A 25179-nucleotide genomic window follows, 5' to 3' on the forward strand; every position below is an offset into this window, starting at 1 on the left:
AAGAAATTTATTTTTTTACCCCACAAAAATCCAAAACAATTTTCTCATCTGAGATTTCCAATTCAGAAAATTCTCTATGTGCTACCAAAAATGCAATGATGTCTGCTTTTTCTGCTGCTTCCTTGTAACTGGTTATTTTGAAAACATTGTGTTCTTCAATATTGGGTTCGACTATGAAATATTCTTCATCATTGGCGTCCTGTAAAACCCTTTGGACAATGTATTTTGCAGGCGATTCCCTGAGATCGTCAATATTGGGCTTGAATGCAAGTCCCATCAGGGCAACTTTGGGTTCACGATTATGGGCAAGTTTAAACTCTTTTTGAGCTTGTTTAATCTTTTCGGCACACCAAAAAGCTTTGTGGTTATTTACTTCTCTTGCTTTTCCTATGATTCTGGATTCCAGCGGATAATCCGAAACAATGAAATACGGATCCACTGCAATACAGTGTCCGCCTACGCCACAACCGGGTAGAAGAATATTTACCCTCGGATGTTTATTGGCCAACTCAATCAGTTCCCATACATTGATTCCCGCTTTATCGCAGATCAGCGAAAGTTCATTGGCAAATGCAATCTGAACATCCCGTGATGAATTCTCTACTAACTTACACATTTCTGCTGTCCGGGCATTGGTTTTATGTAGGTCGCCTTTCACAAACTGTCGATAAAATGCAATGGCTTTTTCGGCTGATTCTTCATCAATTCCACCAATTACACGATCATTATGAACCAACTCATACATTACATTTCCGGGTAGAACTCTCTCGGGGCAATAAGCCAGATAAATTTTATTTTTTAATTCTGGTCTTCTTGTATAAATCAATTCCTGCATTTTTTCAGTTGTGCCGACCGGAGAAGTAGATTCTATGATGTACAAATCACCTTCTTTCAATAAGGGAATGATTCCTTCCGTTGCGGCCTGAACATAAGAAATATCAGGTTCATGGTCGCCCTTGAAAGGTGTCGGAACCACAATCAGGTAAACATCTGCAGAAACCGGGTTTAGATTTGCCTTCAGAAAACCATTCTTTACCGCATCTGCTACCGCAAGATCCAAATCGGGCTCAACTATATGGATTTTCCCTTCGTTAATGGTGTCCACAACAGTTGGATTAATATCAACCCCTAAAACTCTTGTTTTATTTTGTGCAATGAGAGCAGAAGTGGGAAGTCCGATGTATCCCAGTCCGATGGTTACTACTTCCGGATTATAATCAGTTTGCATGGTCAAGTATAAATTTTACAATTCTTTCGCTGGCTTTTCCGTCGCCATATGGGTTATGTGTTTTGCTCATTTCGTGGTAAGCATTATTGTCTTTTAATAAACGTTGTGTTTCAGAAATTATTTTTTCTTTGTCTGTTCCTACTAAAATAACCGTACCTGCAGTTACTGCTTCCGGCCGTTCGGTGGTGTCCCTCATTACCAGCACAGGCTTTCCTAAACTAGGAGCTTCTTCCTGAACGCCTCCACTGTCGGTAATGATTAAGTGAGATTTTTCCATCAGCCAGATAAAGGCCGGATAGGCAAGAGGAGAAATAAGCAAAATATTTTCTATTCCTGATAAAATCTTATACACGGGCTCCTTTACATTTGGGTTCAAATGTACAGGATAAATGATTTGAACATCCGGATTTTCCAAAGCTATTTGTTTGAGTGCTTCGCAAATTCGTATAAATCCATCACCGTGATTTTCTCTTCGGTGACCTGTAACCAGAATAATTCGTTTATCGGGTTGAATTAAATTTTTCAAATCTTCGATTTCCTTATCTTTAAAATCAGGAGTATTTACCCTTTCAATTCCAAACATCAAAGCATCAATTACCGTATTTCCTGTCACACAGATTGCGTTTTCAGACTTCGATTCTTTTACCAAATTATTCTTTGATTGTTCAGTAGGAGAGAAATGATAATTTGTCACTACCCCGGTTACTTGTCGGTTCATTTCTTCGGGAAATGGAGATTGTAAATTGTGAGTCCGTAACCCGGCTTCCACATGACAAACTTTTGCCGAGCTATAAAAAGACGCAATGCTGGCGGCCATCGTAGTCGTGGTGTCGCCATGAACATATACATAATCCGGATTAAATTCTTCAAGTATGGGTTTTAATCCGAGGATGATGTCCGAAGTCAGATTAAATAAATTTTGATTGGGACGCATAAGGTTCAAATCAAAATCAGGCTTTATTTCAAAAAAGTCCAAAACCTGATCCAGCATTTCTCTATGTTGCGCAGTTATACAAACTTTGGTTTGAAATTTATCAGAATGCTTAGCGAATTCATGAACCAAAGGTGCCATCTTAATGGCTTCCGGCCTGGTGCCAAATATAATTAAGTTTTTAATTTTCATTTTTAAAGAACAATGGATTGCAAATGTAAGACTTTGCAACTTAATCCCACAATAAGCTAGTTGGTTGTGTGTTTATAACATGAATTTGATTTTTCTTAATGAGAAATACAATACAATTTTTAAGATCCTACAATAAAAGTTATATTTACGCAAAATTTCTCTTTTATGAACAAGGATGTGCCTAACAACAATAATTCAAACGATGAAGTAGACTTGATTAGATTACTGGATTACTTCAAAGGTGGTATTAAATCCATATTCAGAAAGCTTTGGCAACTCATTGAAGTTTTTTTGAAATTCATTGTGTTGATCAAAAAAAACTGGCTGATTGTTTTGGGGATAACCGCTGTAGGTGCAATCTATGGTTGGTACCTGGATAATTTTTCAACAAGTGAGAATTTAACCTATGAAATGATTGTACGATCAAATCCTATAAGTAATATTGAGTTGTATGCTTTCTCTTCCGAGGTAGATAATCAAAAAGCGATTAATTACAAAAGTGAGGGTATTGACATGATCAAAAGACTGAATGTGAAAACCATGTCAGTTACCCCTTTAGAAAGAGAAGAAGATGTAATAAACAGTTACTTTGACAAAATCGAGAGTGCTGTCATGCGAAATGATATGACAGATACTCTCTATTATCACTCATTCGAAATAGACGGTCACAAGGGGAAAATGGAAAATACCGACTATTCTCTTCAAGCTATAAAACTGAAAGCGCCAGAAAACACTTCGCCAGATTTTTTGCAAAAGGAATTATTGAATTATCTAAATAATTTACCAGGAGTAGAGGCAGAAGTCCAAAACAAATTATCAATCTTAAAAACTTACGAGAAAGTTTTAAAACAAAATCTTGATAATATAGATTCGGTGATGGCTTCCAGAGCCAGTCTTAATAAAAATTCCGGCCTTGCAGGTGCAGAACAACTACTTGTAAATACCGCATCCAGAGGAAATGTTGAGGCGGATTTATTAAAATATTCAGAGGCTCTGAGTAAAAAATTATATGGTACACAGAAAAAGATAACTGAATATGAATCGGGAATCAGTGTGGTTTCGAATCTCAGACATGTGAAAGAGAAGGGTGTTATGGACAATAAGTTTATCAGATACGCAATTCTTGCTTTCGGATTGTCTTTATTGATTATACTGCTTATAGAGTTCAATAAGTATTTGAACAAGTATCAAAAAGCATAAAGCATTGAATTTAACTACCCCAAAACACTCCACATCGGTCGTTTGGCCGGAGTCGGATACTGAGAAGTAGGGATGGGATTTATCTGGGTTTTAAACCCGTTTTCTTTTGCGATTTTTTGTGCAAACTCAAACCAGGACATCTGTTCCGGTCCTGCAAAATGCCGGATTCCGTATTGGGTGTCATTTGAAAGGATGAGGTGGTGAATGTAGGCCGCCAAATCATTTGCGTTGGTGGGTTTACCAATCTGATCTGAAACCACATTCAACTCATCGCGTTCCGACATCAGCCGCATCATGGTTGTATAGAAATTTTTACCGTACTGCGAATAAACCCAGGAAGTTCGGATGATAATAGATTTTGGATTTATATCCATCGCCCAGCGTTCACCTTCCAGTTTTGATTTTCCATAAACATTGATCGGGTTGGTTTGATCGTCAGGGAGATAAGGCTCCTCACTTTCCCCGTCAAAAACATAATCAGTGGAAATATGGATAAGCGTAGCATTCTGTTCGGCACATTCTTCAGCAAGAAATTTCACCGCATCGGCATTGGCTTTAAAAGCATTTTCAGCATCGGTTTCAGCCAGATCCACCGCGGTATAAGCCGCACAATTCACGCAGAAATCGATTTTATTTGAAAAGAAAAATGTTTCTACGATTTCTTTTTGAGAAACATCGAGCTGGGAACGATCCAAAAAGAGAAACTGATGACGGGAAGAAGGGTTTTTCGCCACATAATCCTGCAAACATTTTCCCAATTGGCCGTTAGCGCCCGTCACCAAAATTCTTTTCATATCGTGAAGGGATTTAAATCATCGAAATTCTTTGCATTTTGGTCTTTTTCAGAAAGAATCATCTTTTCTGCAGGTACTTTCCAGTCGATGTTCAATTCCGCGTCCAACGGATTTACACCATCTTCTGAGTCTTTATCATAAAAAGCATTGCATTTGTAATAAACGACTGCTTCTTCACTTAATACCGAAAAGCCATGAAGAAAGCCGGCCGGAATGAACAACTGTTTTTTGTTGTCCTCATTTAATTCGACCGAAAAAGATTGTCCATAGGTAGGTGAATCCTTTCTCACATCCACTGCCACATCCAGTATGCGTCCACGCAGTACACGCACCAGTTTAGACTGAGCAGATTCTCCGCGTTGCATATGTAAACCTCTGACTACGCCGTATTTCGATTTGGACTCATTGTCCTGAACAAATACCATATCAATACCGGTGGATTGCTGAAATTTTTCCTGATGATAGGATTCAAAAAAATAACCTCTTGCATCTTCAAAAACAAGTGGTTCAATCAGAAAACATCCCTTTAGTTCCGTTTCGGTAAATTTCATTTTTCTTAATTAAAGTCCGAATTTAAAAAGAAAAAGCCGTTTTGTAAAAACAATAACGGCTTTTTAAGTTTTTCGGGAAAGATTATTTAATTCCCAGATCTTTTTTCACATCTTCAGTGATATCCACTCCGTTTGAATAGAGTAAAAGAGATTTCTCCATTACATATTTCAAACCTTTTGCAGCCGCAACTTTATTGATGGAGTTTTTAACTTTGTCTTCAATTGGTTTTAACAAAGATGTTTCTTTTTCTCCCAACTCTTTTGCAGCAGCTTGCTGGTAAGCACCCAAAGCTTGTTGTTTGGTCATGTAATCTTGTTGCTGTGCTTCAAGCTGTGACATCATAGCCTGGATTTCTGCCTGAGATTTTCCTTCTGTTTTAGCTTGAACGTCTTTTTCAATTGCCATAAGAGCATCCTGCTGTTTTTTGATTTCAGTCTGGTGTTTCTGAACCAAAGCATCTAACTGAGAATCTGCGCTGATTTTTTCAGGAAAAGTAGTAAGAATATCTTCTACATTAACAACCCCGAAATCTTGAGCAGAAAGGCTGATGCTTCCGATCAATAAAAAGCTGAATGCAACAAATAATTTCAAATTTTTCATTCTGTTTATAATTAATTTAGTGTTTATTATTTAACTGACTGTCTTGAATCGGCTTTGGAATTTCCTTTGGCCGAATTTGGACGAGTGTTTGAGCTTCCCGATTTTGATGAACTTGATCCTTTGGATCCCGAACTGGTGTTGGAAGACGAACTTCCTTTGGACGGTTTTTCAACCGCATTGGGGTTTAATTGCAAAAGGACTTCGCGGCTGATGTCAAATTTAGGATCTGTGTAAACCATAATCAGATCACTTCCTTTATCAAAAATGAAACCGTAATTTCTTTTTTCTGCCACTTCTTTTACCGCAATCCAGATTTGATCCTGAATTGGCTTTACCAAAGATCTTCTTAGTTTGATCAAATCTCCGTCTTGTCCGTATCTTTTTTCCTGAAGTTGCTTGATTTCGCGCAGCTCTTTGTCGATTTCTTCCTGCTCTTTTCTTATTTGCTCTTCGGTCAGAAGCACTTTTTCATTCAGAAAGTCTGCCTGTCTTTTGTTGACACGTTCCTGGCGGTTCTGAATGTCACGGTTCCACTGTTCGGTCTGGGTTTTCAGCATTTGCTGGGCATCATTATAGGATGGAAGATTTTCCAGAATATAGTCAGTGTCCACATACCCAAATCTTTGTGCCGACAAAGGGAGTGCCGCCCCGAAGATCAAAAGTGTTAATATGAAATTTTTCATAGTGATGTCGTTTTATCGAAAATTATGCCATATAACATTCAGCAAAAATACATTTTTTAAAATTGCTGACCAATAATAAAATGCGTTTGCCAACCCGAGGGTTCATTGCTGTAAATCGGTTTGTCAAATCCATATCCAAAGTCAAATCCAAGCATCCCAAAGGCAGACATGAAAATTCTCACGCCAAGTCCTGCCGAACGTTTCAATTCAAAGGGTTTGAAGTCTTTGGTGTCAAGCCAGGTATTACCTGCTTCTACAAATCCTAGGGCAAATATTTTTGCCTGTTGTCCCATGGTAATCGGATAACGTAATTCTAAAGTGAATTTGTCGTAAACGCTACCTCCTCCGGAAGGCGTAATGTCTGCTGCCGTTCCTCCCGATTGGGTGGCGTCATCATATCCGCGTAAAGGAACGATTTCACGTCCGTCAAAACGGTTACCCATCAGACCGGTTCCACCCAGATAAAATCTTTCAAAAGGAATGGTTCCTACTTTGGAGTTGTATGTGCCCAGATAACCAAATTCTCCACCTACTTTCAATACTAGCTTCCCTGCAAGTTCTTTGTACCAGTAAGCACGTCCTTTTATTTTATAGTATTCCAGCCATTCAAATTTCTCCAGATCGTCCATTGTCGAATAATCTTTTCCGTTTAGTATGGAATATGGGGGTGTAACAGTTAGCGCAAGACTCATTTCTGAACCGTTTTGCGGGAATATAGGATCCGGTCCGGCCGAATTACGCGTCAGACCAATGGTATAGTTGAAGTTGTTGGCAGAACCGTTTTCGTACTGCAATTCTCCTACAGTCAGTGCGTAATTATCAAAGTTATAACGCTGATAGGAAAGGGAGTGCGATAATCTGAACCAGTCATCGGGCCATGTCAAAAGCTTGCTCAGCCCTACATTGGCCCCCAGGATGTTCAGAGCGGCTTCCTGTCCATACATATCACGGTAATTGTATCTTGAATAATAAATCGAAGTGGACAGTGCTGTCGGACGTTTTCCGCCAATCCAGGGTTCGGTAAATGAGAAACTGTAATTCTGATAACCTCGTCCGGCTTGTGCACGTAATGATAGTGACTGACCATCACCCATTGGAACCGGCTTCCAGGCTTCTTTGTTGAATAAATTTCTGACAGAGAAATTACCAAATGTCAAACCTAATGTTCCCAGAAATGTACCTGCTCCATAACCTCCCTGTAATTCCACTTGGCTGGAACTCTTGTGTACAAGTTCCCAGTTCAGGTTGACAGAATTGGTATCAGGATCGGGCTGAATATCAGGATTGATTTGAGTCGGTTCGAAATAACCCAAAGCTGCCAGTTCGTACAAGGTTCTTTTGATTTCTGTTTTGGAGAATAAATCACCCGGTTTGGTTCTCAACTCACGCGCAATTACATGGTCATAAGTAACATCATTTCCGCTGAAAGTCACACGGTTGTAAGAGGCAGGCTCGCCTTCCATGATTTTAATTTCCAGGTCAATGGTGTCATTTTTTACATTTTTTTCAATCGGGAACATCTGAGAGAACAGATAACCACGATCCATGTACAATGTCTGGATGTCGTCGTCCTTTTCAGAACCACTGATTTTTTTCTGAATGCCAACTGCATCATATCGGTCTCCTTTCTGATAAGAGAAAACTCTTTCCAGGGCTTCGGTACTGAATACAGAATTTCCTGTAAAAGTTACATCACCCAGATAATAAGGTCTTCCTTCTTCCACCTGAATTTTGATGGCAATGTTTTTGGGGTCAACACGCATCACAGTATCGGAAACGATTTTGGCATCGCGGAAACCGATGGATTTGTATTCATCCACCACTTTTTTCAAATCTTCCTGATATTTGGAAGGATTGAATTTTGAACCTTTAAAAAAGTTGATTGACTTTTTCTTGGTGTTTTTCATCGCTTTCCTTCTCAATTGACCATCACGAAGCTCCTCATTTCCTTCAAAATCTATGCTTTTGATTTTTACGCGTTCACCTTTATCAACGTTGATTGTCAGGTTGACTTTGGAAGGATCATCTTCAGTTTTTTTCTCAATAAACTCAACTTTTGCATCAGGAAATCCTTTTTCCAGGAAGTAATTTTTAATGGAATTTCTGATTTGATTTTTTAAGTTATTTGTAATCTTAATCCCGGGGTCTAATTTATGTTCCTTAGTGAAATCTTCTCTTTTACTCTTCTTTAAACCCACAAAATTAGGTTCTACCAATTCGGGTAAACCAACTAAATGTAATCTCAGGTAGATTTTATCACCTTCGGTTTTAACCACGTATAAATCAACGTCTGAAAAAAGATTTTGTCTCCAGAGTTTCTTCAACGCATTGTTGATTTTAGTTCCGGGGATTTCGATTTTTTCTCCCAAACGCAATCCTACAAACCGCATCACCTGATTTTTGGTAAATTTGGTTTCACCGCTTACTTCAAGGTCAGCAAGCATATAAGTTTGGGGGTTGGTATAACCCGCTTGTGTAATATCTTGTGTAGGTTCAGGAAGGGACTGTACAGTATCAATAACGACAGAATCTTTTACAATTTGTAAGGAATCTTCCTGCGCAAAAATAATTCCGCCTGAAATCAAAAATAAAATGGCATATAAATTCCTCATAATCACTCTTTTTCGCATATCTCTTCTACTATTCTGTTTTGATTTGTTCTCCCGTTTTGCCGTATCTTCTTTCTCTTTTTGAATAATCTTCCAGCGCTTCCATGAAATGTTCTTTTCTGAAGTCAGGCCAGAGGACATCTGTAAAATACAGTTCGGCATAGGCTATCTGCCACAGCAAAAAGTTGCTGATTCTGTATTCGCCGCTCGTACGGATGAGCAAATCCACATTGGGGATGTTTTGGGTGTATAAATTCTCTTCAAAAATCTGCTGATCTATTTCCTCCGGATTAAGTTCGCCTGACTTAACTTTTTTGGCAATTTCACGGCTTGCATGAAGGATTTCGTTTTGTGAACCATAATTAAGTGCAATGACCAGCGTCGCTTTGGTATTGTCTTTTGTAAGGTCTATGGCGTGCTGAAGCGGCTTTGTGGCATATTCGGGCAGCGCATCGGTTTCACCGATGACCAGCAGGCGGATTCCTTTGTCGTGAAGTTCCTGAATTTCAGCCTCGATGGTTTTTGCCAGTAATTTCATCAAAAAGGAAACTTCCAGTTTTGGACGTTTCCAGTTTTCACTCGAAAAAGCAAACAGACTCAGATAGGGAATTCCCATATCGCCGCAAGTTTCAATTGCAGCCCGCACCGATTTGATGGCATTCTGATGCCCAAAACTCCGGTCAAAACCCTGTTTTTTAGCCCAACGTCCATTGCCGTCCATAATGATGGCAACGTGTTGCGGTAAGTTGTAAGGATGTGCTGTATCTCTCGGTTGATTCATGTAAATGATTAGTCACAATAACATGGAGGTCGTCCAAATGTATAGGTTAGTGTAATGCCCGTAAAGACATACCAGTCGCTGTTGGACATATTTCCAACCTGACGGGATTTGATGATGTTTGAGTGTATGTTGTTGACATCCTGCTCGTTAATTCCGGGCTCTGCAGTGAAAGTAAAATCGCTTTCATCAGCATAACTGAAGTCAAGATTGTCTGTTGATGTATAGCGGAAACCAACTTCTGCGGAAATCACAAAACTCCTGCGGTATTTGTATTTGTATCCAACTCCGAATGGTAATGTGAAATTAGTTTCTTTTTGTGTTTTGGAGATAAGTTCACTCTGGGTTGTTTCCGGTTGGACGATAACACCCAGATCATCTCTTACAAAAGTCGTGTTTACACTATAGGTCGGTTTATCATACATAAATGCACCAACACCTCCGAATATATAAGGCGAATGTTTACGGCCGTGCTCATCATTGATGTCAAAAAGGTTGTATTCAAAAACCAATGAACCTTCAATTATATTGTTTTTATAAGCGTAATTTCTTTCTTTTTTGTATTGCTCAGGCGCACTGGCATCAGAACCCACTACACGGCTGAAAATACCATTGAAACGCACGCCCATATAAGGATTGAAATTGAAACGGTAAATGGCTCCTATTGCAAATGGCACTCTGTCCATCAGCTTTTCTGAACCATAAGAAACCGGAAATGGATTGATATAATTAGATTTTCCGATGTCCCCGATTACGTTTGCCCCTCCGGCAAATATCCCGATTTCGTGTCTTTGTGCCATTGACAAAGAGAAAAACAACCCCAGTGTTAAAATAAGTAGATTCTTCATATTATTTTATAAGAACAGTGTGCAAAAAATTGAACGGAAAAATATGAAAATTGTTGCCCACTTTTTCTAATAAGCGACAAATATAATCAAATCTGCTTGGTGGGTATATGCTTTAACAAAAATTATGAAAAAATTCTAATTTTTAATTCCTTCTGTCAGAGCCCCAAAACATTTTATCACGCAGTGTCATCAGATATGTTTTGTCATGGGGTTCTACAATCCTGATATTAAAATTTGCTTTTTTTAACCTTAATTTCACATCTGTTGACAAAGGTTTGTTGCGCGCATCCAGCGAAAGGAAGTATTCGCCCACCCGGCTGTTGATCTTCAGATCCAATACGGAATCATCGGCAATCATATAGGGACGCACATTCAGATTGTGCGGAGCAATCGCAGTCACAATAAAAGTATCGGTCCCCGGATGAACAATAGGTCCGCCACAGCTCAGCGAATAACCGGTGGAACCCGTGGGAGTGGAAATAATCAGCCCATCAGCCCAATAGGAATTCAGGAATTCCCCGTTTACAAAGGCATCCACCGTAATCATACTGGTGGTTTCACGGCGGGTAACCGTAATCTCATTCAGGGCAAATGGAAATTCTATTTCAGCATCTTCGGTCTGAACTTCAATCAGCGAACGGCTACTGATGGTATATTCCCCGTTAAGTATATTGTCAAGGCTTTCAAAAAGATATTCCATATTGAGGGTCGCCAGAAATCCCAGCCGCCCCGTGTTTACCCCCACAACGGGAATGTTTTTATCCTGAATGATCGTTGCGGCACTCAGAATGGTTCCGTCACCGCCAAATGTGAAAAACATATCAATCGACTCCTGTAAATCTTCATAACAACTGAAAACTTCAGAAGGCAGGGACATAGAAAGCTCGCTTTCAAGAATGTCTCTGAAAGCTGCTTCCACGGTATATTGAATGTTTTTTCTTTCCAGTTCTGCAAAAAGCTCAACAAAGAATTCTTTTTGATCTTCAGAGGCCTTCAAACCGTAAATTGCTACTTTCATCCAAAAAAATTAAATATCTAAATATTTCATCAGCAAATCGAAACGATCTTTCATCAGATCTTCTTTTTCATCATTGAAGAATTTATGCAGTACCGTATAGTTAAACCGCTCAAATGTTTCACCGACTGAAGTAAGATTATCAGAAATCAGTTTGAGTGTAATCCTGATTTTATCGTCCTGATAGCCGGTTAGAAACAAACCGATGATGCGTGCATTATTGCTTTCCGCAATTTTGGCTATTTCGCTGATGGAGAATTGCTTCTGCGAAACTTCCACTACCATGATAGCGCCCGGTTCAGAAATGAAAGGCATGGTTGAAAGCCCCGAAATCACATCGTCCATCATCAGCATTCCCAAATACTGACGTTCGGCATTCAGAACCGTCAGCACATTGGTGTCGTAATTATGAAAATTCTGCACTGCATCCAGCAGTGAGCCGTTTTCGGTCATATAAAAGAATTCACTGAAATCCCGGAGATCTGAAAGTAAAATACCGGGTTCATGTTCGCTCAGAGTCTCCCGTGAGAGGCTTCCCGCAAAACTCAATCCTTCAAAAACCGGGATATGGCTGAGTCCATAGGCGTTAACCAATGCCAGACCATGTCCCACGGTCTGATTCAGTTTGGGCGGAATGAAATCCTTGCTTATATAGTCGGTTACCAACATCTCGTACAAAGATAGATATTAAGTAGAAAGTACAAAGCATTATGTAAAATCTAAATTCGGGAGCTGAAATGAAAAACGCCCTGATTTATCAGAGCGTTTCATCTTTATTCTTCTTCTGAAGTTTCCTCAGCTTGTTCGGTCAAATCCTGCAGAATTTCTTCTGCTTGTTCCACTTCCTGAGTGGCTTCCTGTACTTTTTGCTGAGCTTCTTCCAGCTTCATATTGGCCGCATCAGCCGCTTTTTGCGCTTCAATTACCGCATTGTTCAGATCTTCCAATGTTGGAGGTGGCGGAAGATTTATTTCTTTCATTTTCAGTCTTTCTGAATTGTTGAATTTATAGGAAAGTCCAACGCCTAGTGTTTGTTTCAACTGGGTTTTTTGAATTTGATCTTCATCATAAAATAAGTTGACAGTAGCCTGAGCAGAAATAAAACTATTCACTTTTAAATCAAGGACGCCTTGGTAAGCGATGTCCATATTTTGCGGAGTTCTTAGATAATTGCTGTAAATCCCCAATCGATTGTCATAAGAAATATTGTCCCAAATATTGATTTTATAACGTGCACCCAAAAAAGCACCAAATTCGTAAAAATAAGAATCACCATCTGCTTTCAAACCAAAACTTCCGGCATATTGCAAATCGCGGTCTTGCACAAAAGTAAATCTGGATGTAAATGGATGAAAGTTTACCTGAAAATTCTCATTGGGTTTATAATCCACCCCCAGACCGAATGACAAATAGCCGGGTGCCATAAAAGTTGAAATCTTTTTGTAATCGCCAGAAATGCTATCTTGGATATTGTAGTCAAAACCATCAGTGAACTGGGTTTTGAAATTGGCAGATGCCGCAAAATAAAAATGTCTGATGAACTCATAACCATAAGAAGAAGTCAGATCAATCACGTCATTGGACTTGCGGTAATCTTCTCCTTCGTTTCTCAAAACACCATAGTTCATCAAAACGCGGTTGTCCCAGATATGACGTCCGCTCGTAAGGTTAAATTCATAATCGATATTGGCCGTAAGCGAATAAGAATTCACACCACCCGCAATCCAGTTTGAAAAAGCCGCCTGATTGAACTGAAGCGAATTGGTTCCGCTGATGTACCAACCTTGAAGACGGTCTGCATTCGGTTTTTCTTTTAAATATTTCCGACTGGTAATTTGAAGATTACCACTGTCGTCAATGGTTTGTGCAGATGCAAATGAAAATCCGAGAAGGATTAAAAAGAAACCAACTTTTTTCATTGTTTTATTTTTAATTTAATTTTTTCAAGTTAGAATTTGGGCCGCAAAAGTACATAATCTTACCGAAAAGATGAATCTATGACGCTATAAACTGTACTTTGTTTTCAATCGGCTGGCGAGAACTCTCATGCAAATCTCCTTTTCTTTTGCCCATGTAAAAAATACCATAGCAATTCTCATCTTCTTCCAATTCTGTGAATTCATTCATTTTGGAAATGGCCCCGGGCGAAGACCAATAAGAACCAATTTCCATAGAAGTACACATCAACCACATATTCTGAACCGCCATTGACGTTGCGGCGAGTTCTTCCCATTCCGGTAGTTGATGGGAAGTTTTCATGCAAATCAAAATAATCTTATCTGAAAGCAAACATTTTTCAATGATTCCTGCTTTTTTTCTTTCATTTTGGGCTTCTGGTAAAGTCGTTTCCTGGTATTTTTCCAGCATAAATTCGGCAAAACGCTTTTTGACTTCGCCTTGAATCACTTTGAAACGCCAGGGTTCGGTACGTTTGTGGTTGGGCGCCCAATTGGCAGATTCAAGAATCAGATTCAGTTCTTCTGAAGTGATTTCTTCTTGACTGTATTGAGTTGGCATCACCGAACGGCGTGATTTTATTAGGTGTAATAATTCTTCGTGATTCATCATAAAACTATATTTTTACAAATGTAAACCAGATTAAGCAAGTATAAAAATGGCAACAATAGAACAGGCAACCGTAAACGAAAGAATCCAGAACGGATACAAATTTGATTTTGGAAAATACATCAGCGACGGATTTGAAATATTCAAAAAAGAATGGCTTATGTTTAGTCTTTACGGACTTGCCAGTGTGATTTTGATGGTGGCTTCTTTCGCTACCCTTGTTGGTGCACTCTTCTTTATTTTTCCATTGTACCTGGGATTTTCGGTGGCTGCGGTGAAAGTGGAAAACGGAGAAAAGCTCGAATTCAAAGATTTCTTCGGTGCCTTTAAAAATTACGACAAATACGTTTTGCTTGCAATCTGTTATTTTGCCGTTTTCATGGTGCTTTACCTTCCTTTTATATTTCTTTTTGTATTTATGGATGTTGGAGTGGAATATTTCGATTCAAATATTTCCGGCGGATTCATGGGAATTTTCATGATGCTTTATTATGTGTTTTTTTATGCCGCTATTTATTTTATTCAAGGCTCAATGATTTTCACGCCCTATCTGATTCATTACGGAAATTATTCCGCAGTAGAAGCGATGAAAACTTCGTTTAAACTGTTTCGTAAGCAAATCTTAATGATATTGTTGTTTGTTTTTGTCATCGGAATGCTTTCCAGTATTGGTTATTTGGCTTGTTTAATTGGTATATTTGCTACAATGGCTGCCGGAATGCTTATGCAGCATGCGATGGTGAAAGACATTTTGATGCAGTCTTCTTATTCGGAAATTGACCAGATCGGAAATCCCGGAATTTGACCCATGCTTTGCGGACGAGAAATTTTTGAGAAAATGAATGAATTGGGTTCTAAAAGAATTCCTTTTCTTTTTCTGATTGACTTTCTGAAAACAAAAGGAAAAATCATCCCTTTAAATGATTTTCAGAATGAAATTCAATTCGAAATTCAATCTGAAAACGAAAAATTAAAATCTGAAATTCAATTCAAAAAATACCCGATTTCATTCGAAGAATACCAGAAGCAATTCCAAATCGTTCAGGAAAATATTTTACTCGGAAATTCGTATTTGACCAATTTAACCTGTGCTACGCCGATTGAAATCAATTTAAGTCTGGAAGAAATTTATATATATTCACAAGCCCGGTACAAACTTCTCTGGAAAGAGAATTTCGTATGCTTTTCGCCCGAAACCTTTGTGAAAATCCAAGACGGAATGATTTATTCCTATCCGATGAAAGGCACTATCGATGCTTCGGTCGAGAATGCGGAAGAAAAAATTCTGAACGACCCAAAGGAAAAAGCCGAACATTACACCATCGTGGATCTCATCCGAAACGATTTGAGCAAAGTTGCCAAAAAAGTGTCCGTTCCTAAATTCCGTTATCTGGAAGAAATCAAAACAAATCAGAAAACACTTTTACAAGTAAGTTCAGAAGTTAGGGGAGAATTGCCGGATAATTTTCATGAAAAACTCGGCGATATTTTTGATGAATTATTGCCGGCTGGTTCCATCAGCGGTGCCCCAAAAGACAAAACCGTGGAAATCATCCTCGAAGCCGAAATCTACGACCGGAATTTTTATACCGGCGTTTTTGGGGTTTTTGACGGAAAAAACCTGGACAGTGCAGTAATGATTCGGTTTATTGAACAAAGCCAAAGCGGATTGATTTTTAAAAGCGGTGGCGGAATTACGCACCAGAGCAGTGCCGAAGACGAATACCAAGAAATGATTGATAAAATATATGTCCCGATTAATTGAAACTTTGTGTATCCAAAACGGAGAAATCCGCAACTTGGAATTTCATCAGAAAAGGTTGGATCGCTCCCGATGGAAACTCTTCGGCTTGGACGACGAAATTGATTTGGAAGTTCTCATCAAAACCAATCTGAAAGATATTTCTCCGACAGAAAAACGGAAATGCAGAATTATTTACGGAGAAGAAATTGAGTCGGTTGAGTTGATTCCTTATCAAATCAAACCCATTCATTCGGTTCGTTTGGTGGAAAACAATGAACTCGAATATCCTTTCAAATTCGCTGACCGTTCTGCTTTTGAACTGATGAAAGATTCGGTAACCGAGGACGAAATTATCATTGTAAAAAACGGGCAAATCACCGATACTTCTTATTCAAATCTGTTGTTTTTTGATGGAGAAAAATGGATTACGCCGATTTCTTATCTGCTCAACGGTACTATGCGCCAAGCTCTTTTAAAATCCGGAAAAATCATAGAAGATGAGGTAAATCCCAAAGATTTAAATCGTTTTTTTAAATTCAAACTCATCAATGCGATGATGGATTTGGATGAAAGTCCCGAATTGGATGTTTCCATCATTTCTTAGCTGTGAAACTTAATAATCAGGTAAAATATCATCCTCTGTAAACGGTTTTCCATCAGGCCCTAAAGTTCTTAAAATAAAAGTGCTATCTCTGTTTTCGTAATAGATTTCTCGAATTTCTAAGTCGGAAAAAGGATTTAAACTTGTTTCGATTTCAACCAAAATGATAAAATTGGTTTGAATTTTCAGGGAATCTAAAGTATCAGGAAATTTTCCATTTTTAAGTTTATAGTAAGCCAATTCTTTTACGATTTGGTTTAAATTGTTTTTATTACGGTAAGTGTCTGAACCTGTATTTTTCCCGGTGTTGTCCATAAAAAAGAGAAAACACCAAAAGGTTATCCCTGAAAAAATAAAACTTAAAATACCGATCAGGAAATTTTTGAGATGTCTATCAAAAATTCCTCTGGCGAAAAACACAATCCCGAAAATAAACCCAATCAATGGAATGAAACTATACCAAATTAAAGTTCTTCCCATTTCACTTCTAAAAGGTTTGATTTTTTCCTTAATGATGGGTATGAATTCTTTATTCTCGTTGGTTATTGAATTATTTTTTATAAATAAATAAGTTCCATCGGTGAAAATCAAATAAGTAAATTCTTTACGATGAATTAGATTTTTAATCTCTGTCCAGGTTTTTTGGATTTTCTTATCAGAATTTATCTTTTGTAATAGAATGCCTTTTTCCAGAACTTCAACATTCAAAACGGTGTCGGCACTTTCTGTTTCGGTCCTTTTTAATCTTCGAATGGACTTTAAATATTTTATTCCCCAGAAAAAAAAGATTAACAAACCAAAAGAAATCACCAAAGCGATAATAAATACAGATAGATTGAAATCTGCGTCTGGTTTTGGTGAAGCAAAACTATAGGCAATTATCAGTGAAAAGAAAAAACTAATCAGTAAAACAGGAGGTAATAAATAAAGAAAATAACCGCGAAGCGATTTTTGATAGTCCTCTTTTTTTATTTGGAATTTGAAATTCAAGATGGCAGTTTTAGAAGTGCAATTTAATATTATTTTAGACGAACTTCTAATATCACCCCAATCTCTCCCTTAATTTTTCAATGTCTTCCTTCAGCTTCTTATGTTCCTCTGTTGGGAATTCAAAGACATCTGAATGTTCATTTTGAATTCTTTCGATGATGGACAAACAGTTTTTGGCCTGCTTTAAATCATCGGTTTTTAAATAGGCAAAACCTGCTTGTACGAACATTCTCAATTGGAAATTCTTTAATTTTTCATCCAGGAGTATGGCATCGCGCTTCTCATCGGGCAATAAGAGATTGTCCATCTCATCGGAATGCAAATCATAATAAGTTTTCAGAATTTCGTCAAATACGCCCAAAAACTTTTCGGTTTCTTTTTCATTGTCGATTTTCATTAAACGAGCAATGGCATTGAGCATTTGCTCGATTATTTTGGAGATGAAATCCCTGCGTAGCATTATTTCCTTAGATTTTTATTGAGAATGGAGGCCGCCAGAAAAATCCCGATCAATTCTACAAACATCCCAATGATAATCAGGTTGTTTCCGGTGATCCATCCGTCGGAATATTCGTTTAGTTTTAGGATAAATCCGGCAACGACAAGCACAAGTCCGAGGATAATTATGGTAAGTCCGGCTACTATTTGAGGTGTAAATTTCATGAATTCTGATTAACTGAGTTTATTGGCCAATCTTGCAAAAACTTTGGCCGGTTGTTTTCCGTCGTAAAGGATTTTATGGACAGCTGCCAGAATAGGTGCTTTTACTTCCAGAACTTTTTTGAGCTGGTAAACACTTTTGGTGGCATAATATCCTTCGGCGACCATATTCATTTCTACGATGGCCGATTTCACGGTATAACCTTTCCCGATCATACTTCCGAACATTCGGTTTCGGGAGAAATTGGAATAGCCCGTTACAAGTAAATCTCCCAAATAAGCCGATTCTTTTACATCTCTTTTGATAGGCGAAATATGTTGGGTGATCCGGTTCATTTCACGTGTGGCATTGCTCATCAAAACCGCTTGGAAATTATCGCCATAGCCCAAAGCATGTGCGATTCCCGCAGCGATGGCGTAAATATTTTTAAGCACAGCGGCATATTCGGTTCCGAAAATATCCTTGGAAATATTGGTTTTGATAAAGTTGCAGGCGAGTCCTTCGGCCGCCATTTTGGCTTTTTCGGGATCTTGTGCCGCAATGGTCAGATAGGAGAGACGTTCCAGCGCAACTTCCTCGGCATGACAGGGACCACTGATGACACCAAAATTCTCATAAGGAAGATTGTATTCTTCATGTAGAAATTCCCCAACAATTTTAAAATGTCCGGGGACGATACCCTTGATGGCCGAAACCACAAATTTATCGTTCAAAGAAATTTTCAAATCTTTCAGGCAGGCTTCCAGATGAATGGAAGGAACGGCAAGAATCAGCCAGTCCGAATTTTCAACAAGTTCGTTGATATCCGTTGTCAGTTGAAGTTGTTCCGGGTTGAATTCCACAGAACTCAGGTAATTCTGGTTATGTTTATGTTTGATGAGGTAGTCTTTGGTTTCTTGATTCCGGACCCACCAATTGATGGTATCATGGTTTTTGCAGAGCATTTTGGCAATAGCCGTAGCCCAGCTTCCGCCTCCTACTAATCCTACTTTTGGTTTGGACATGATTAATCTTTGTTTTGCAATGGGTCAAAATTAGTAAAAATTAAGGTAAGAATCTCTGAGTCCAAATCTGAACTTGCAGAAAGATTACACCCCTAAGAAAAGTATCAAGATTTGAGTATTAAGTATTAAGACGGCCTGCTTCGTAGAGTTTCAAGTTATTTTACACATCCAATTGAACATCCCTGATTAGTGCTAACCGTTTTTAACCTCCCTCTCAATCTTCCCAACCCACCATCCCGGTTTACGATCACCACCTTTGAGCTCATCACCTTGGAAACACAAAAATTTTTAAATAAATCGTTTATTTAAAAAGAGGTAATAGGCATTTCACATGGATAGGGAAATTTGATATTAAGAGGAGATTCTCCGGTGGAGAATCGGATAAAGCGAAGCACACCTTGATTTTTTGTCACTTTTGCATCAAGACATTTGATTCCGATAGTCCCAATAGTCCCGATAGCTATCGGGATCCTAATCGGTATAAGAAAAAAACCTTCCACTGGAAGATTTATCTAACGAACATTCCAACTCGGATTTTGATAGTTTTACCCTAGCCCTAAAGGGAACCTATCAAAATCCTTCAGAAACCACCCTTTAGGGCCGGGGTAAAGTTTCTGAAGGACTTTCTTCTGATCATCCTCCTAAAAACCACCCTTCCAGCCACAACATCTATTCTCTATGTTCTATTCTCTATACTCTAACCCCGCACCCAACATCCCACACCCCACCAACAAAGATTTTTCCAATTCAAAAAGAAAACGGAATTTTGTCAAAACCAAAAAGCCGGAAATTGTACAAGAAACTTCTAAGCGAAACGGTCATATACGGAATCGGTTCTATCCTGCCAAGGTTGATCAACTTTGCGCTGATGCCTTTGTATGCCGATAAAATCGATGCGGCCGAATTCTCCAAATTCGCCCAGCTTTATTCGCTCGTTGCCTTTGTAAACATCGTACTCACCTTTGGATTTGAAACAGCTTATTTCAGGTTTTCGGCCGATAAAAATCTGTCGGGAAAAGTATTTCATACTTCCTTTTGGTTTGTTTTTGCCAATGCGCTGACCTTCCTGCTGGGAATGTATATTTTCAATGTTCCCATTGCTGATCTTTTTGATTATCAGGACTATCCGCAATACCTCAAATATTTCGCATGGATTGCATTCTTTGATGCCATCTGTATGGTGCCTTTTGCTTTTCTGCGGTTTACCAATAAACCGATTAAATATTCGGCCATCAAAGTTTTTCAGGGGGTATTTCAGACTTTGATCATTCTGGCATTTTTCTATCTGATTCCGGAAAGTTTTTTACAAAGCATCGGGATGAAGGAAAGAGTTTCTTATCCTTTTATTGCCAATGTCATTGCTGCTTTTTCCGGCATAATTTTGCTTTCGCCCATACTGAAACATCTGAGGTTTTATTTCAATTGGGAATTATTCAAAAAGATGTTTCGCTATGCCTATCCTATTATGCTGGCGGGACTTGCGTTTACGACCAATGAAAATCTGGACAATCTCCTGCTCCGTGACATGGTCGATGAAGCCGAAGCGGGTGCCTATGCCGGATGTTATAAAATTGCTACCCTTATGATTTTGATGGTAACAGCTTACCGAATGGGAGTGGAGCCTTTCTTTTTCAAAAAAGCTCAGGAAGAAGACGCTCGTAAAACCTATGCTGATATCATGCTTTACTTCGTTATTTTCTGTGGATTTGCGGTTGTGGCTTTGCTTGGAAATTTATCCTGGATTAAGAAAATCATTCTTCCGAATTCCGAATATTGGGTTGCTTTACAGATTGTACCGATTATTGTCATCGCCAATTATTTCTTTGGGATTTATTATAACCTTTCTACATGGTACAAGGTGACCGACAAAACCTATGTGGGAACCGTCGTTTCTTGGGTGGGCGCGGGACTGACCATTGTGCTGAATCTGGTTTTTATTCCCATCATCGGATTTATGGCATCGGCCTGGGCAACTTTGGCGGCCTATGGCACTATGATGGTTATTTCCTATTTTTGGGGTCAGAAATCTTATAGGATTCCGTATAAATCCAGAAAGATTTTGTTGTATATGACGCTGAGCGTAGGTTTGGGGCTTTTGGGATATCATCTTCTGGACAATAATTTTTGGATAGGTAATTTATGCGTAATAATTTATCTTGCGATTGCAATTTTTATCGAAAAAAAGAGTTTGAATTATATCCGAAATCAGAAATCCTGAGCCGGATTCTAAAAAGAATTAGAAATAAACAAAAATAGTGATTCCTTTGGATCAGAATATAAATATGAAAATCAAAATAATCAATACTTCCAATCATCCACTTCCGGAATACAAAACACAGCTTTCGGCCGGAATGGATTTATATGCGAATTTATCGGAACCTCTTACTTTAAAATCTTTGGAGCGCAAACTGATTCCCACGGGATTATTCATCGAACTCCCTGCCGGATTTGAAGCCCAGGTGCGTCCCCGAAGCGGAATGGCTTTCAAACACGGGCTCACTGTTTTGAATTCACCCGGCACCATCGATGCGGATTATCGCGGTGAAATCGGAGTGATTCTCGTGAATTTATCAGCGGAAGAATTCACTGTTCAGGATGGGGAAAGAATCGCACAGCTGGTAATTGCCAAACATGAAACCGCCGAATGGCAGGAAGCTGAAATCCTGGAGGAAACCACCCGGGGCGAAGGCGGATTTGGAAGTACAGGAAAGAATTAATCAATATTAAAACATAAAACAGAAATGAAAATAATCATACCTATGGCCGGAAGAGGTTCTCGTTTAAGACCTCATACATTAACAGTTCCAAAACCTTTAATTCCAATTGGTGGAAAACCGATTGTACAAAGACTGGCAGAAGATATTACCAAACTTTCTGATCAAAAAGTAGAAGAAATCGCTTTCATCATTGGTGATTTCGGTGCGGAAGTAGAGCAACAACTTTTGGGCATAGCCGAAACTTTGGGTGCGAAAGGAAGTATTTACCATCAGGATGAACCGCTGGGAACGGCGCATGCCATCTGGATGGCCAAAGATTCACTTTCGGGACCGGTTGTGGTGGCATTTGCCGATACGCTGTTCCGTGCCAATTTCCATTTGGATACCAATTCAGACGGAGTCGTTTGGGTAAAGAAAGTGGAAGATCCGAGCGCTTTTGGGGTGGTGAAACTGGATGCTTATGGCGTGATTGAAGATTTCGTGGAGAAACCAAAAGAATTCGTTTCAGATCTGGCGATCATCGGGATTTATTTCTTCAAAGACGGAGAAGGTTTGCGCGAGGAAATCCGTCACATCATGGAAAATGACATCCGCGGAAACGGTGGTGAATACCAATTGACAGATGCCTTGGAGAATATGCGTGCCAAAGGAAAGAAATTTACTTTGGGTCCGGTGGACGAATGGATGGATTGCGGGAACAAAGCAGTTACGGTGCAGACCAATGGCAAGATTCTGGGATATGAAAAAGAAGAATTTGCCAATATCCCTTCTTCAGCAAAAATTACCAATTCACTTATTATTCCGCCTTGTTTCATCGGCGAGAATGTAGTGATTGAAAACTCCAAAATAGGTCCCTTTGTATCATTGGGCAACGGTACAAAAATTGTAAACAGTAATATTGACAATAGCTTAATTCAAGAAAACAGCGTCATTGACCATGGAAATCTTACAGGTTCAATGATTGGGAATCACGCCGAATATTATGGTGTTTCAAGAAACATCAGCCTGGGTGATTATTCTGTTTTGGATTTTAAAAACAAAGATGAGTAAACCAATGAATTTTAAATATCTGTTCCTGACAGCCTTTCTTTTTGTAATAGCTTCTTGTAGTACACAAAAAGGAGCAACAGGCACGAGTGCCGAAGAAATGAAAACTTCAGCAATCGTGAAGAATGCGCTGGCACAAAAACCCAGATTTGTTCACCTGAGTATCAATTCGAGAATCAATGCCGATATTGACAATACTTCGGTGGGACTGAATGGGAAAATCTACATCAGAGACGGACAGAAAATATGGGTAAATGTTTCAAAATTCGGAATCAGCGCTGCTCGTGCCCTAATAACACCCGATGGTTTCAAAGCCTATGAAAAATTGGAACGAACTTATATCGACGGAGATTTCTCTTATTTCAATAATCTCCTGAAAGTAGATTTCATTGATTACGAAAAACTTCAGAACCTTTTGCTCGGACAAATATTTGTGGATATGAAAGCTTCGGAATTTAATTCGGAAATACAGGGAAATAATTATGTCCTGACTTATAAAGAAAATGACCGGATTGAACGAAGCCCACAGGAAGGGAAATATGTCCAGATTTATACGCTGGATTCAAATTTCAGATTGATGAATGCTTATCTGAAAGATCCTGCATCACAGATGGAATTAGAGATTTCCTATGGCGGATGGCAGAAAGTCGGGACACAGTTTTTTCCTAAAAATGTTAAAGTTTTGGTAAAAGACAAAAAAACGCAACAAGTAGAACTCGAATACAATAATTTTACTTTTGAAGAAAGCCAGACACCTTTTGAAATTCCTTCCGGTTACAAACCTAACAAATTGCTAAAATGAGAAAACGACTGTTTTTCACTTTTTTGTTTACCCTGATTTTTGCCGGAATGGCAAGTGCTCAGATTACGGAGCAGGAATTAAAAGAACAAAAAGAAAAATTACAGAAACAAAACAATGCACTCAAGAAAGATATTTCTGAGTTGAATAAGGATTTGCAGCGCAACCAGAGCGAGTCCAAAACCTCATTGCTCTATATCAAAAACCTGGACAGTAAGATCAATGCCCAGACCAAACTCGTCAGCGGTTTGAACAAGGAAAAAAGATATATTGAAGATGAAATCTATCTTACGCAATTGGAAATCAACAAATTGAGCCGTGAGTTGGTGGAGTTGAGAAAAGAATACAAAGACATCTTGGTCAAGGCTTATAAAAATAAATCCGTAGAAAATAAACTTCTTTTTGTGCTTTCGTCAGAAAGTTTGGGGCAAGCATTCCGACGGATTAAATATTTGCAGAGATATTCGGATTATCAGTTAGGCAAGGCCGATGAAATCATGGCCAAAACCAAGGACATAGAACGTGAAAAGGCAGCCCGTGAGAAATCCAAGAAAGAAAAAGAATCAGTCATTGCACAACAATCTGTGATTGCAGATGAATTGAGCAATGAAAAAATTGCCAAACAAAAGGTAATTGAAGAATACAAGAAAAATGCTGGAGAGATTACAAAGATGATTGCGGCCAAACAGCGCGAACAAAAAGAGATTGACTCGGAGATTAAAAACATCATTGAAGAAGAAATCCGTCTGGCCAAAATCAGGGCAGAGAAAGATAAAAAGGCATGGGATGCAGCCGCCAGAACCAATACGATTGCAGCTTTCCAGGCTTATCTGAACGAATGGCCGACAGGGGATTATTCGAATTCAGCCAGAAAAAACATAGCCCAGCTGGAAGCGGACAACAAAGGTTGGCAGACGGCGCGTGGGAATCACACAAAGCAGGCTTATCAAACTTATTTAAAGAATTTCCCACAAGGGCAATTTGCCTCCACTGCACGCATTGAAATCACCAAATTTGAAGCAGCCGAAGAAGCAGCCAGATTGGAGAAAGAAAGAGCAGAAAGGGAAGCTGCAGCGGCCAATAAGCCGATTGAAGAAGTGGTGGTCAAAGAAGTGGAAAAACCAAAGCCGGTGGAAAATCCGGTGCCGGAAGCACCGAAAACGGTTTATGCCGAAAAAAGTAATTCTGCTGAATTGTCGGGCGAATTTGCCAGCAACCGCGGAAGGCTTCCATGGCCGGTAAGCCGCGGTCAGATTGTAGGAAAGTTTGGGCCGGGGAAACATCCGCTACTGGGACTTGATGTAAATAACGACGGTGTGGACATCGCTACTAACAAAGGAACCTTTGCGAGAGCGGTATTTGACGGTGAAGTTTCACAGGTAATTTCCATTCCGGGTGGAAACCGTACGGTTCTTTTGCGTCATGGAAATTATTATACGGTTTATAATAATCTATCATTCGTTTCGGTGAAGAAAGGTGACAAAATAAAACGCGGTCAGGATCTGGGAAGAATCTATACCGATGAGATGGGCAATACCATACTCAACTTCCAGGTAAGAAACGGATCCAATACACAAAATCCGGAATCTTGGTTGGGTGGTAATTAATTTTCAGTAAATTT

At 39.1% G+C, this 25179-nt stretch carries 26 protein-coding genes; 9 read left to right on the forward strand and 17 right to left on the reverse strand.

Going from position 1 to position 25179, the window contains the following annotated elements:
* Window positions 1-7: 7 nt before the first annotated feature.
* Both wecC and wecB read right to left on the reverse strand, forming a co-directional pair.
* Window positions 8-1228 carry a UDP-N-acetyl-D-mannosamine dehydrogenase gene (wecC, locus tag WBF63_RS08585; RefSeq protein WP_424369301.1) on the reverse strand — a complete coding sequence of 407 codons (1221 nt, stop codon included), beginning with the start codon at window positions 1226-1228 and terminating at the stop codon, window positions 8-10.
* The gene (gene wecB, locus WBF63_RS08590; protein WP_424369302.1) at window positions 1218-2351 is read right to left on the reverse strand and encodes a non-hydrolyzing UDP-N-acetylglucosamine 2-epimerase; all 1134 of its coding nucleotides are present in this window, start codon (window positions 2349-2351) and stop codon (window positions 1218-1220) included. Before wecB ends, wecC begins: the two co-directional genes overlap by 11 nt.
* A 165-nt stretch (window positions 2352-2516) precedes the next feature.
* Here wecB and WBF63_RS08595 point away from each other — a divergent pair, with 165 nt between their 5' ends.
* Entirely contained in the window at window positions 2517-3551 is a 1035-nt protein-coding gene (locus WBF63_RS08595) for a hypothetical protein (RefSeq protein ID WP_424369303.1), read from the forward strand.
* A gap of 14 nt (window positions 3552-3565) precedes the next feature.
* On the opposite strand, the gene rfbD is transcribed toward WBF63_RS08595, so the two are convergent.
* The 11 genes from rfbD to WBF63_RS08650 all read right to left on the reverse strand — a co-directional run bounded on the left by rfbD (window position 3566) and on the right by WBF63_RS08650 (window position 13998).
* A complete protein-coding gene (gene rfbD / locus WBF63_RS08600) occupies window positions 3566-4345 on the reverse strand; it encodes a dTDP-4-dehydrorhamnose reductase (RefSeq protein ID WP_424369304.1) in 780 nt (259 codons plus the stop codon).
* The gene (gene rfbC / locus WBF63_RS08605; RefSeq protein WP_424369305.1) at window positions 4342-4896 is read right to left on the reverse strand and encodes a dTDP-4-dehydrorhamnose 3,5-epimerase; all 555 of its coding nucleotides are present in this window, start codon (window positions 4894-4896) and stop codon (window positions 4342-4344) included. Before rfbC ends, rfbD begins: the two co-directional genes overlap by 4 nt.
* Window positions 4897-4978: 82 nt before the next feature.
* Window positions 4979-5497, reverse strand: coding sequence for an OmpH family outer membrane protein (locus tag WBF63_RS08610; protein WP_424369306.1), 519 nt, complete (start codon window positions 5495-5497; stop codon window positions 4979-4981).
* A 26-nt stretch (window positions 5498-5523) separates the two neighbouring features.
* Window positions 5524-6180: an OmpH family outer membrane protein gene (locus WBF63_RS08615; protein WP_424369307.1), complete on the reverse strand. Its 657-nt coding sequence runs from the start codon at window positions 6178-6180 to the stop codon at window positions 5524-5526.
* Window positions 6181-6236: 56 nt separating this feature from the next.
* Complete coding sequence (gene bamA / locus WBF63_RS08620; protein WP_424369308.1) at window positions 6237-8792, reverse strand: outer membrane protein assembly factor BamA; 2556 nt, start codon at window positions 8790-8792, stop codon at window positions 6237-6239.
* 28 nt (window positions 8793-8820) lie between these two features.
* Complete coding sequence (locus WBF63_RS08625) at window positions 8821-9570, reverse strand: isoprenyl transferase (RefSeq protein ID WP_424369309.1); 750 nt, start codon at window positions 9568-9570, stop codon at window positions 8821-8823.
* Between the two features lie 8 nt (window positions 9571-9578).
* On the reverse strand, window positions 9579-10415 hold the full coding sequence (locus tag WBF63_RS08630) for a DUF6089 family protein (RefSeq protein ID WP_424369310.1): 837 nt from the start codon (window positions 10413-10415) through the stop codon (window positions 9579-9581).
* A 142-nt stretch (window positions 10416-10557) separates the two neighbouring features.
* The gene (locus tag WBF63_RS08635; RefSeq protein ID WP_424369311.1) at window positions 10558-11433 is read right to left on the reverse strand and encodes an NAD kinase; all 876 of its coding nucleotides are present in this window, start codon (window positions 11431-11433) and stop codon (window positions 10558-10560) included.
* A gap of 9 nt (window positions 11434-11442) precedes the next feature.
* Window positions 11443-12108, reverse strand: coding sequence for a hypothetical protein (locus WBF63_RS08640; protein WP_424369312.1), 666 nt, complete (start codon window positions 12106-12108; stop codon window positions 11443-11445).
* Between the two features lie 95 nt (window positions 12109-12203).
* Entirely contained in the window at window positions 12204-13349 is a 1146-nt protein-coding gene (locus WBF63_RS08645) for a DUF3078 domain-containing protein (protein WP_424369313.1), read from the reverse strand.
* 76 nt (window positions 13350-13425) lie between these two features.
* Window positions 13426-13998, reverse strand: a complete 573-nt coding sequence (locus tag WBF63_RS08650; RefSeq protein ID WP_424369314.1) for a nitroreductase family protein — start codon at window positions 13996-13998, stop codon at window positions 13426-13428.
* Window positions 13999-14044: 46 nt separating this feature from the next.
* On the opposite strand from WBF63_RS08650, the gene WBF63_RS08655 reads away from it, so the two are divergent.
* The 3 genes from WBF63_RS08655 to WBF63_RS08665 are packed head-to-tail and all read left to right on the forward strand — an operon-like array spanning window position 14045 to window position 16343.
* On the forward strand, window positions 14045-14800 hold the full coding sequence (locus tag WBF63_RS08655; RefSeq protein ID WP_424369315.1) for a hypothetical protein: 756 nt from the start codon (window positions 14045-14047) through the stop codon (window positions 14798-14800).
* 3 nt (window positions 14801-14803) lie between these two features.
* Complete coding sequence (locus WBF63_RS08660) at window positions 14804-15760, forward strand: aminodeoxychorismate synthase component I (RefSeq protein WP_424369316.1); 957 nt, start codon at window positions 14804-14806, stop codon at window positions 15758-15760.
* The gene (locus WBF63_RS08665) at window positions 15744-16343 is read left to right on the forward strand and encodes an aminotransferase class IV (RefSeq protein ID WP_424369317.1); all 600 of its coding nucleotides are present in this window, start codon (window positions 15744-15746) and stop codon (window positions 16341-16343) included. The genes WBF63_RS08660 and WBF63_RS08665 overlap by 17 nt, the downstream gene beginning before the upstream one ends.
* Window positions 16344-16352: 9 nt before the next feature.
* Here the strand turns inward: WBF63_RS08665 and WBF63_RS08670 are convergent, their stop codons facing one another.
* Genes WBF63_RS08670 through WBF63_RS08685 form a run of 4 tightly spaced genes read right to left on the reverse strand, consistent with a single transcriptional unit; the run spans window position 16353 to window position 18998 of the window.
* Entirely contained in the window at window positions 16353-17330 is a 978-nt protein-coding gene (locus WBF63_RS08670) for a hypothetical protein (protein ID WP_424369318.1), read from the reverse strand.
* A gap of 52 nt (window positions 17331-17382) precedes the next feature.
* Entirely contained in the window at window positions 17383-17790 is a 408-nt protein-coding gene (locus tag WBF63_RS08675) for a hypothetical protein (protein ID WP_424369319.1), read from the reverse strand.
* A complete protein-coding gene (locus WBF63_RS08680; RefSeq protein ID WP_424369320.1) occupies window positions 17790-17993 on the reverse strand; it encodes a hypothetical protein in 204 nt (67 codons plus the stop codon). The genes WBF63_RS08675 and WBF63_RS08680 overlap by 1 nt, the downstream gene beginning before the upstream one ends.
* 9 nt (window positions 17994-18002) lie before the next feature.
* Complete coding sequence (locus tag WBF63_RS08685) at window positions 18003-18998, reverse strand: NAD(P)H-dependent glycerol-3-phosphate dehydrogenase (protein ID WP_424369664.1); 996 nt, start codon at window positions 18996-18998, stop codon at window positions 18003-18005.
* A gap of 763 nt (window positions 18999-19761) precedes the next feature.
* Between WBF63_RS08685 and WBF63_RS08690 the strand changes: the two genes are divergently transcribed.
* The 5 genes from WBF63_RS08690 (at window position 19762) to WBF63_RS08710 (ending at window position 25165) form a co-directional block, all read left to right on the forward strand.
* On the forward strand, window positions 19762-21213 hold the full coding sequence (locus WBF63_RS08690) for a lipopolysaccharide biosynthesis protein (RefSeq protein WP_424369321.1): 1452 nt from the start codon (window positions 19762-19764) through the stop codon (window positions 21211-21213).
* A gap of 64 nt (window positions 21214-21277) precedes the next feature.
* Window positions 21278-21712 (forward strand): dUTP diphosphatase, encoded by a 435-nt coding sequence (gene dut / locus WBF63_RS08695; protein WP_424369322.1) that lies wholly within the window; start codon window positions 21278-21280, stop codon window positions 21710-21712.
* A 24-nt stretch (window positions 21713-21736) separates the two neighbouring features.
* Window positions 21737-22762: a sugar nucleotidyltransferase gene (locus WBF63_RS08700; RefSeq protein WP_424369323.1), complete on the forward strand. Its 1026-nt coding sequence runs from the start codon at window positions 21737-21739 to the stop codon at window positions 22760-22762.
* On the forward strand, window positions 22755-23561 hold the full coding sequence (locus WBF63_RS08705; protein WP_424369324.1) for a DUF4292 domain-containing protein: 807 nt from the start codon (window positions 22755-22757) through the stop codon (window positions 23559-23561). Before WBF63_RS08700 ends, WBF63_RS08705 begins: the two co-directional genes overlap by 8 nt.
* Window positions 23558-25165, forward strand: coding sequence for a murein hydrolase activator EnvC family protein (locus tag WBF63_RS08710; RefSeq protein ID WP_424369325.1), 1608 nt, complete (start codon window positions 23558-23560; stop codon window positions 25163-25165). Before WBF63_RS08705 ends, WBF63_RS08710 begins: the two co-directional genes overlap by 4 nt.
* Window positions 25166-25179 lie beyond the last annotated feature (14 nt).

This window comes from Moheibacter sp., assembly GCF_049672845.1.
Classification (GTDB): domain Bacteria; phylum Bacteroidota; class Bacteroidia; order Flavobacteriales; family Weeksellaceae; genus Moheibacter.

Bases quoted from the DNA above. Each gene is read 5' to 3' on its own strand.
- WBF63_RS08630 (WP_424369310.1), bottom strand. From the start codon at position 10,415: ATGAAGAATCTACTTATTTTAACACTGGGGTTGTTTTTCTCTTTGTCA.
- rfbC (WP_424369305.1), bottom strand. From the start codon at position 4,896: ATGAAATTTACCGAAACGGAACTAAAGGGATGTTTTCTGATTGAACCA.
- WBF63_RS08615 (WP_424369307.1), bottom strand. From the start codon at position 6,180: ATGAAAAATTTCATATTAACACTTTTGATCTTCGGGGCGGCACTCCCT.
- WBF63_RS08635 (WP_424369311.1), bottom strand. From the start codon at position 11,433: ATGAAAGTAGCAATTTACGGTTTGAAGGCCTCTGAAGATCAAAAAGAA.
- WBF63_RS08595 (WP_424369303.1), top strand. From the start codon at position 2,517: ATGAACAAGGATGTGCCTAACAACAATAATTCAAACGATGAAGTAGAC.
- WBF63_RS08610 (WP_424369306.1), bottom strand. From the start codon at position 5,497: ATGAAAAATTTGAAATTATTTGTTGCATTCAGCTTTTTATTGATCGGA.
- WBF63_RS08660 (WP_424369316.1), top strand. From the start codon at position 14,804: ATGCTTTGCGGACGAGAAATTTTTGAGAAAATGAATGAATTGGGTTCT.
- WBF63_RS08665 (WP_424369317.1), top strand. From the start codon at position 15,744: ATGTCCCGATTAATTGAAACTTTGTGTATCCAAAACGGAGAAATCCGC.
- WBF63_RS08645 (WP_424369313.1), bottom strand. From the start codon at position 13,349: ATGAAAAAAGTTGGTTTCTTTTTAATCCTTCTCGGATTTTCATTTGCA.
- WBF63_RS08705 (WP_424369324.1), top strand. From the start codon at position 22,755: ATGAGTAAACCAATGAATTTTAAATATCTGTTCCTGACAGCCTTTCTT.
- wecC (WP_424369301.1), bottom strand. From the start codon at position 1,228: ATGCAAACTGATTATAATCCGGAAGTAGTAACCATCGGACTGGGATAC.
- rfbD (WP_424369304.1), bottom strand. From the start codon at position 4,345: ATGAAAAGAATTTTGGTGACGGGCGCTAACGGCCAATTGGGAAAATGT.
- WBF63_RS08680 (WP_424369320.1), bottom strand. From the start codon at position 17,993: ATGAAATTTACACCTCAAATAGTAGCCGGACTTACCATAATTATCCTC.
- WBF63_RS08700 (WP_424369323.1), top strand. From the start codon at position 21,737: ATGAAAATAATCATACCTATGGCCGGAAGAGGTTCTCGTTTAAGACCT.
- bamA (WP_424369308.1), bottom strand. From the start codon at position 8,792: ATGAGGAATTTATATGCCATTTTATTTTTGATTTCAGGCGGAATTATT.
- WBF63_RS08655 (WP_424369315.1), top strand. From the start codon at position 14,045: ATGGCAACAATAGAACAGGCAACCGTAAACGAAAGAATCCAGAACGGA.
- WBF63_RS08675 (WP_424369319.1), bottom strand. From the start codon at position 17,790: ATGCTACGCAGGGATTTCATCTCCAAAATAATCGAGCAAATGCTCAAT.
- wecB (WP_424369302.1), bottom strand. From the start codon at position 2,351: ATGAAAATTAAAAACTTAATTATATTTGGCACCAGGCCGGAAGCCATT.
- WBF63_RS08710 (WP_424369325.1), top strand. From the start codon at position 23,558: ATGAGAAAACGACTGTTTTTCACTTTTTTGTTTACCCTGATTTTTGCC.
- WBF63_RS08625 (WP_424369309.1), bottom strand. From the start codon at position 9,570: ATGAATCAACCGAGAGATACAGCACATCCTTACAACTTACCGCAACAC.
- WBF63_RS08650 (WP_424369314.1), bottom strand. From the start codon at position 13,998: ATGATGAATCACGAAGAATTATTACACCTAATAAAATCACGCCGTTCG.
- dut (WP_424369322.1), top strand. From the start codon at position 21,278: ATGAAAATCAAAATAATCAATACTTCCAATCATCCACTTCCGGAATAC.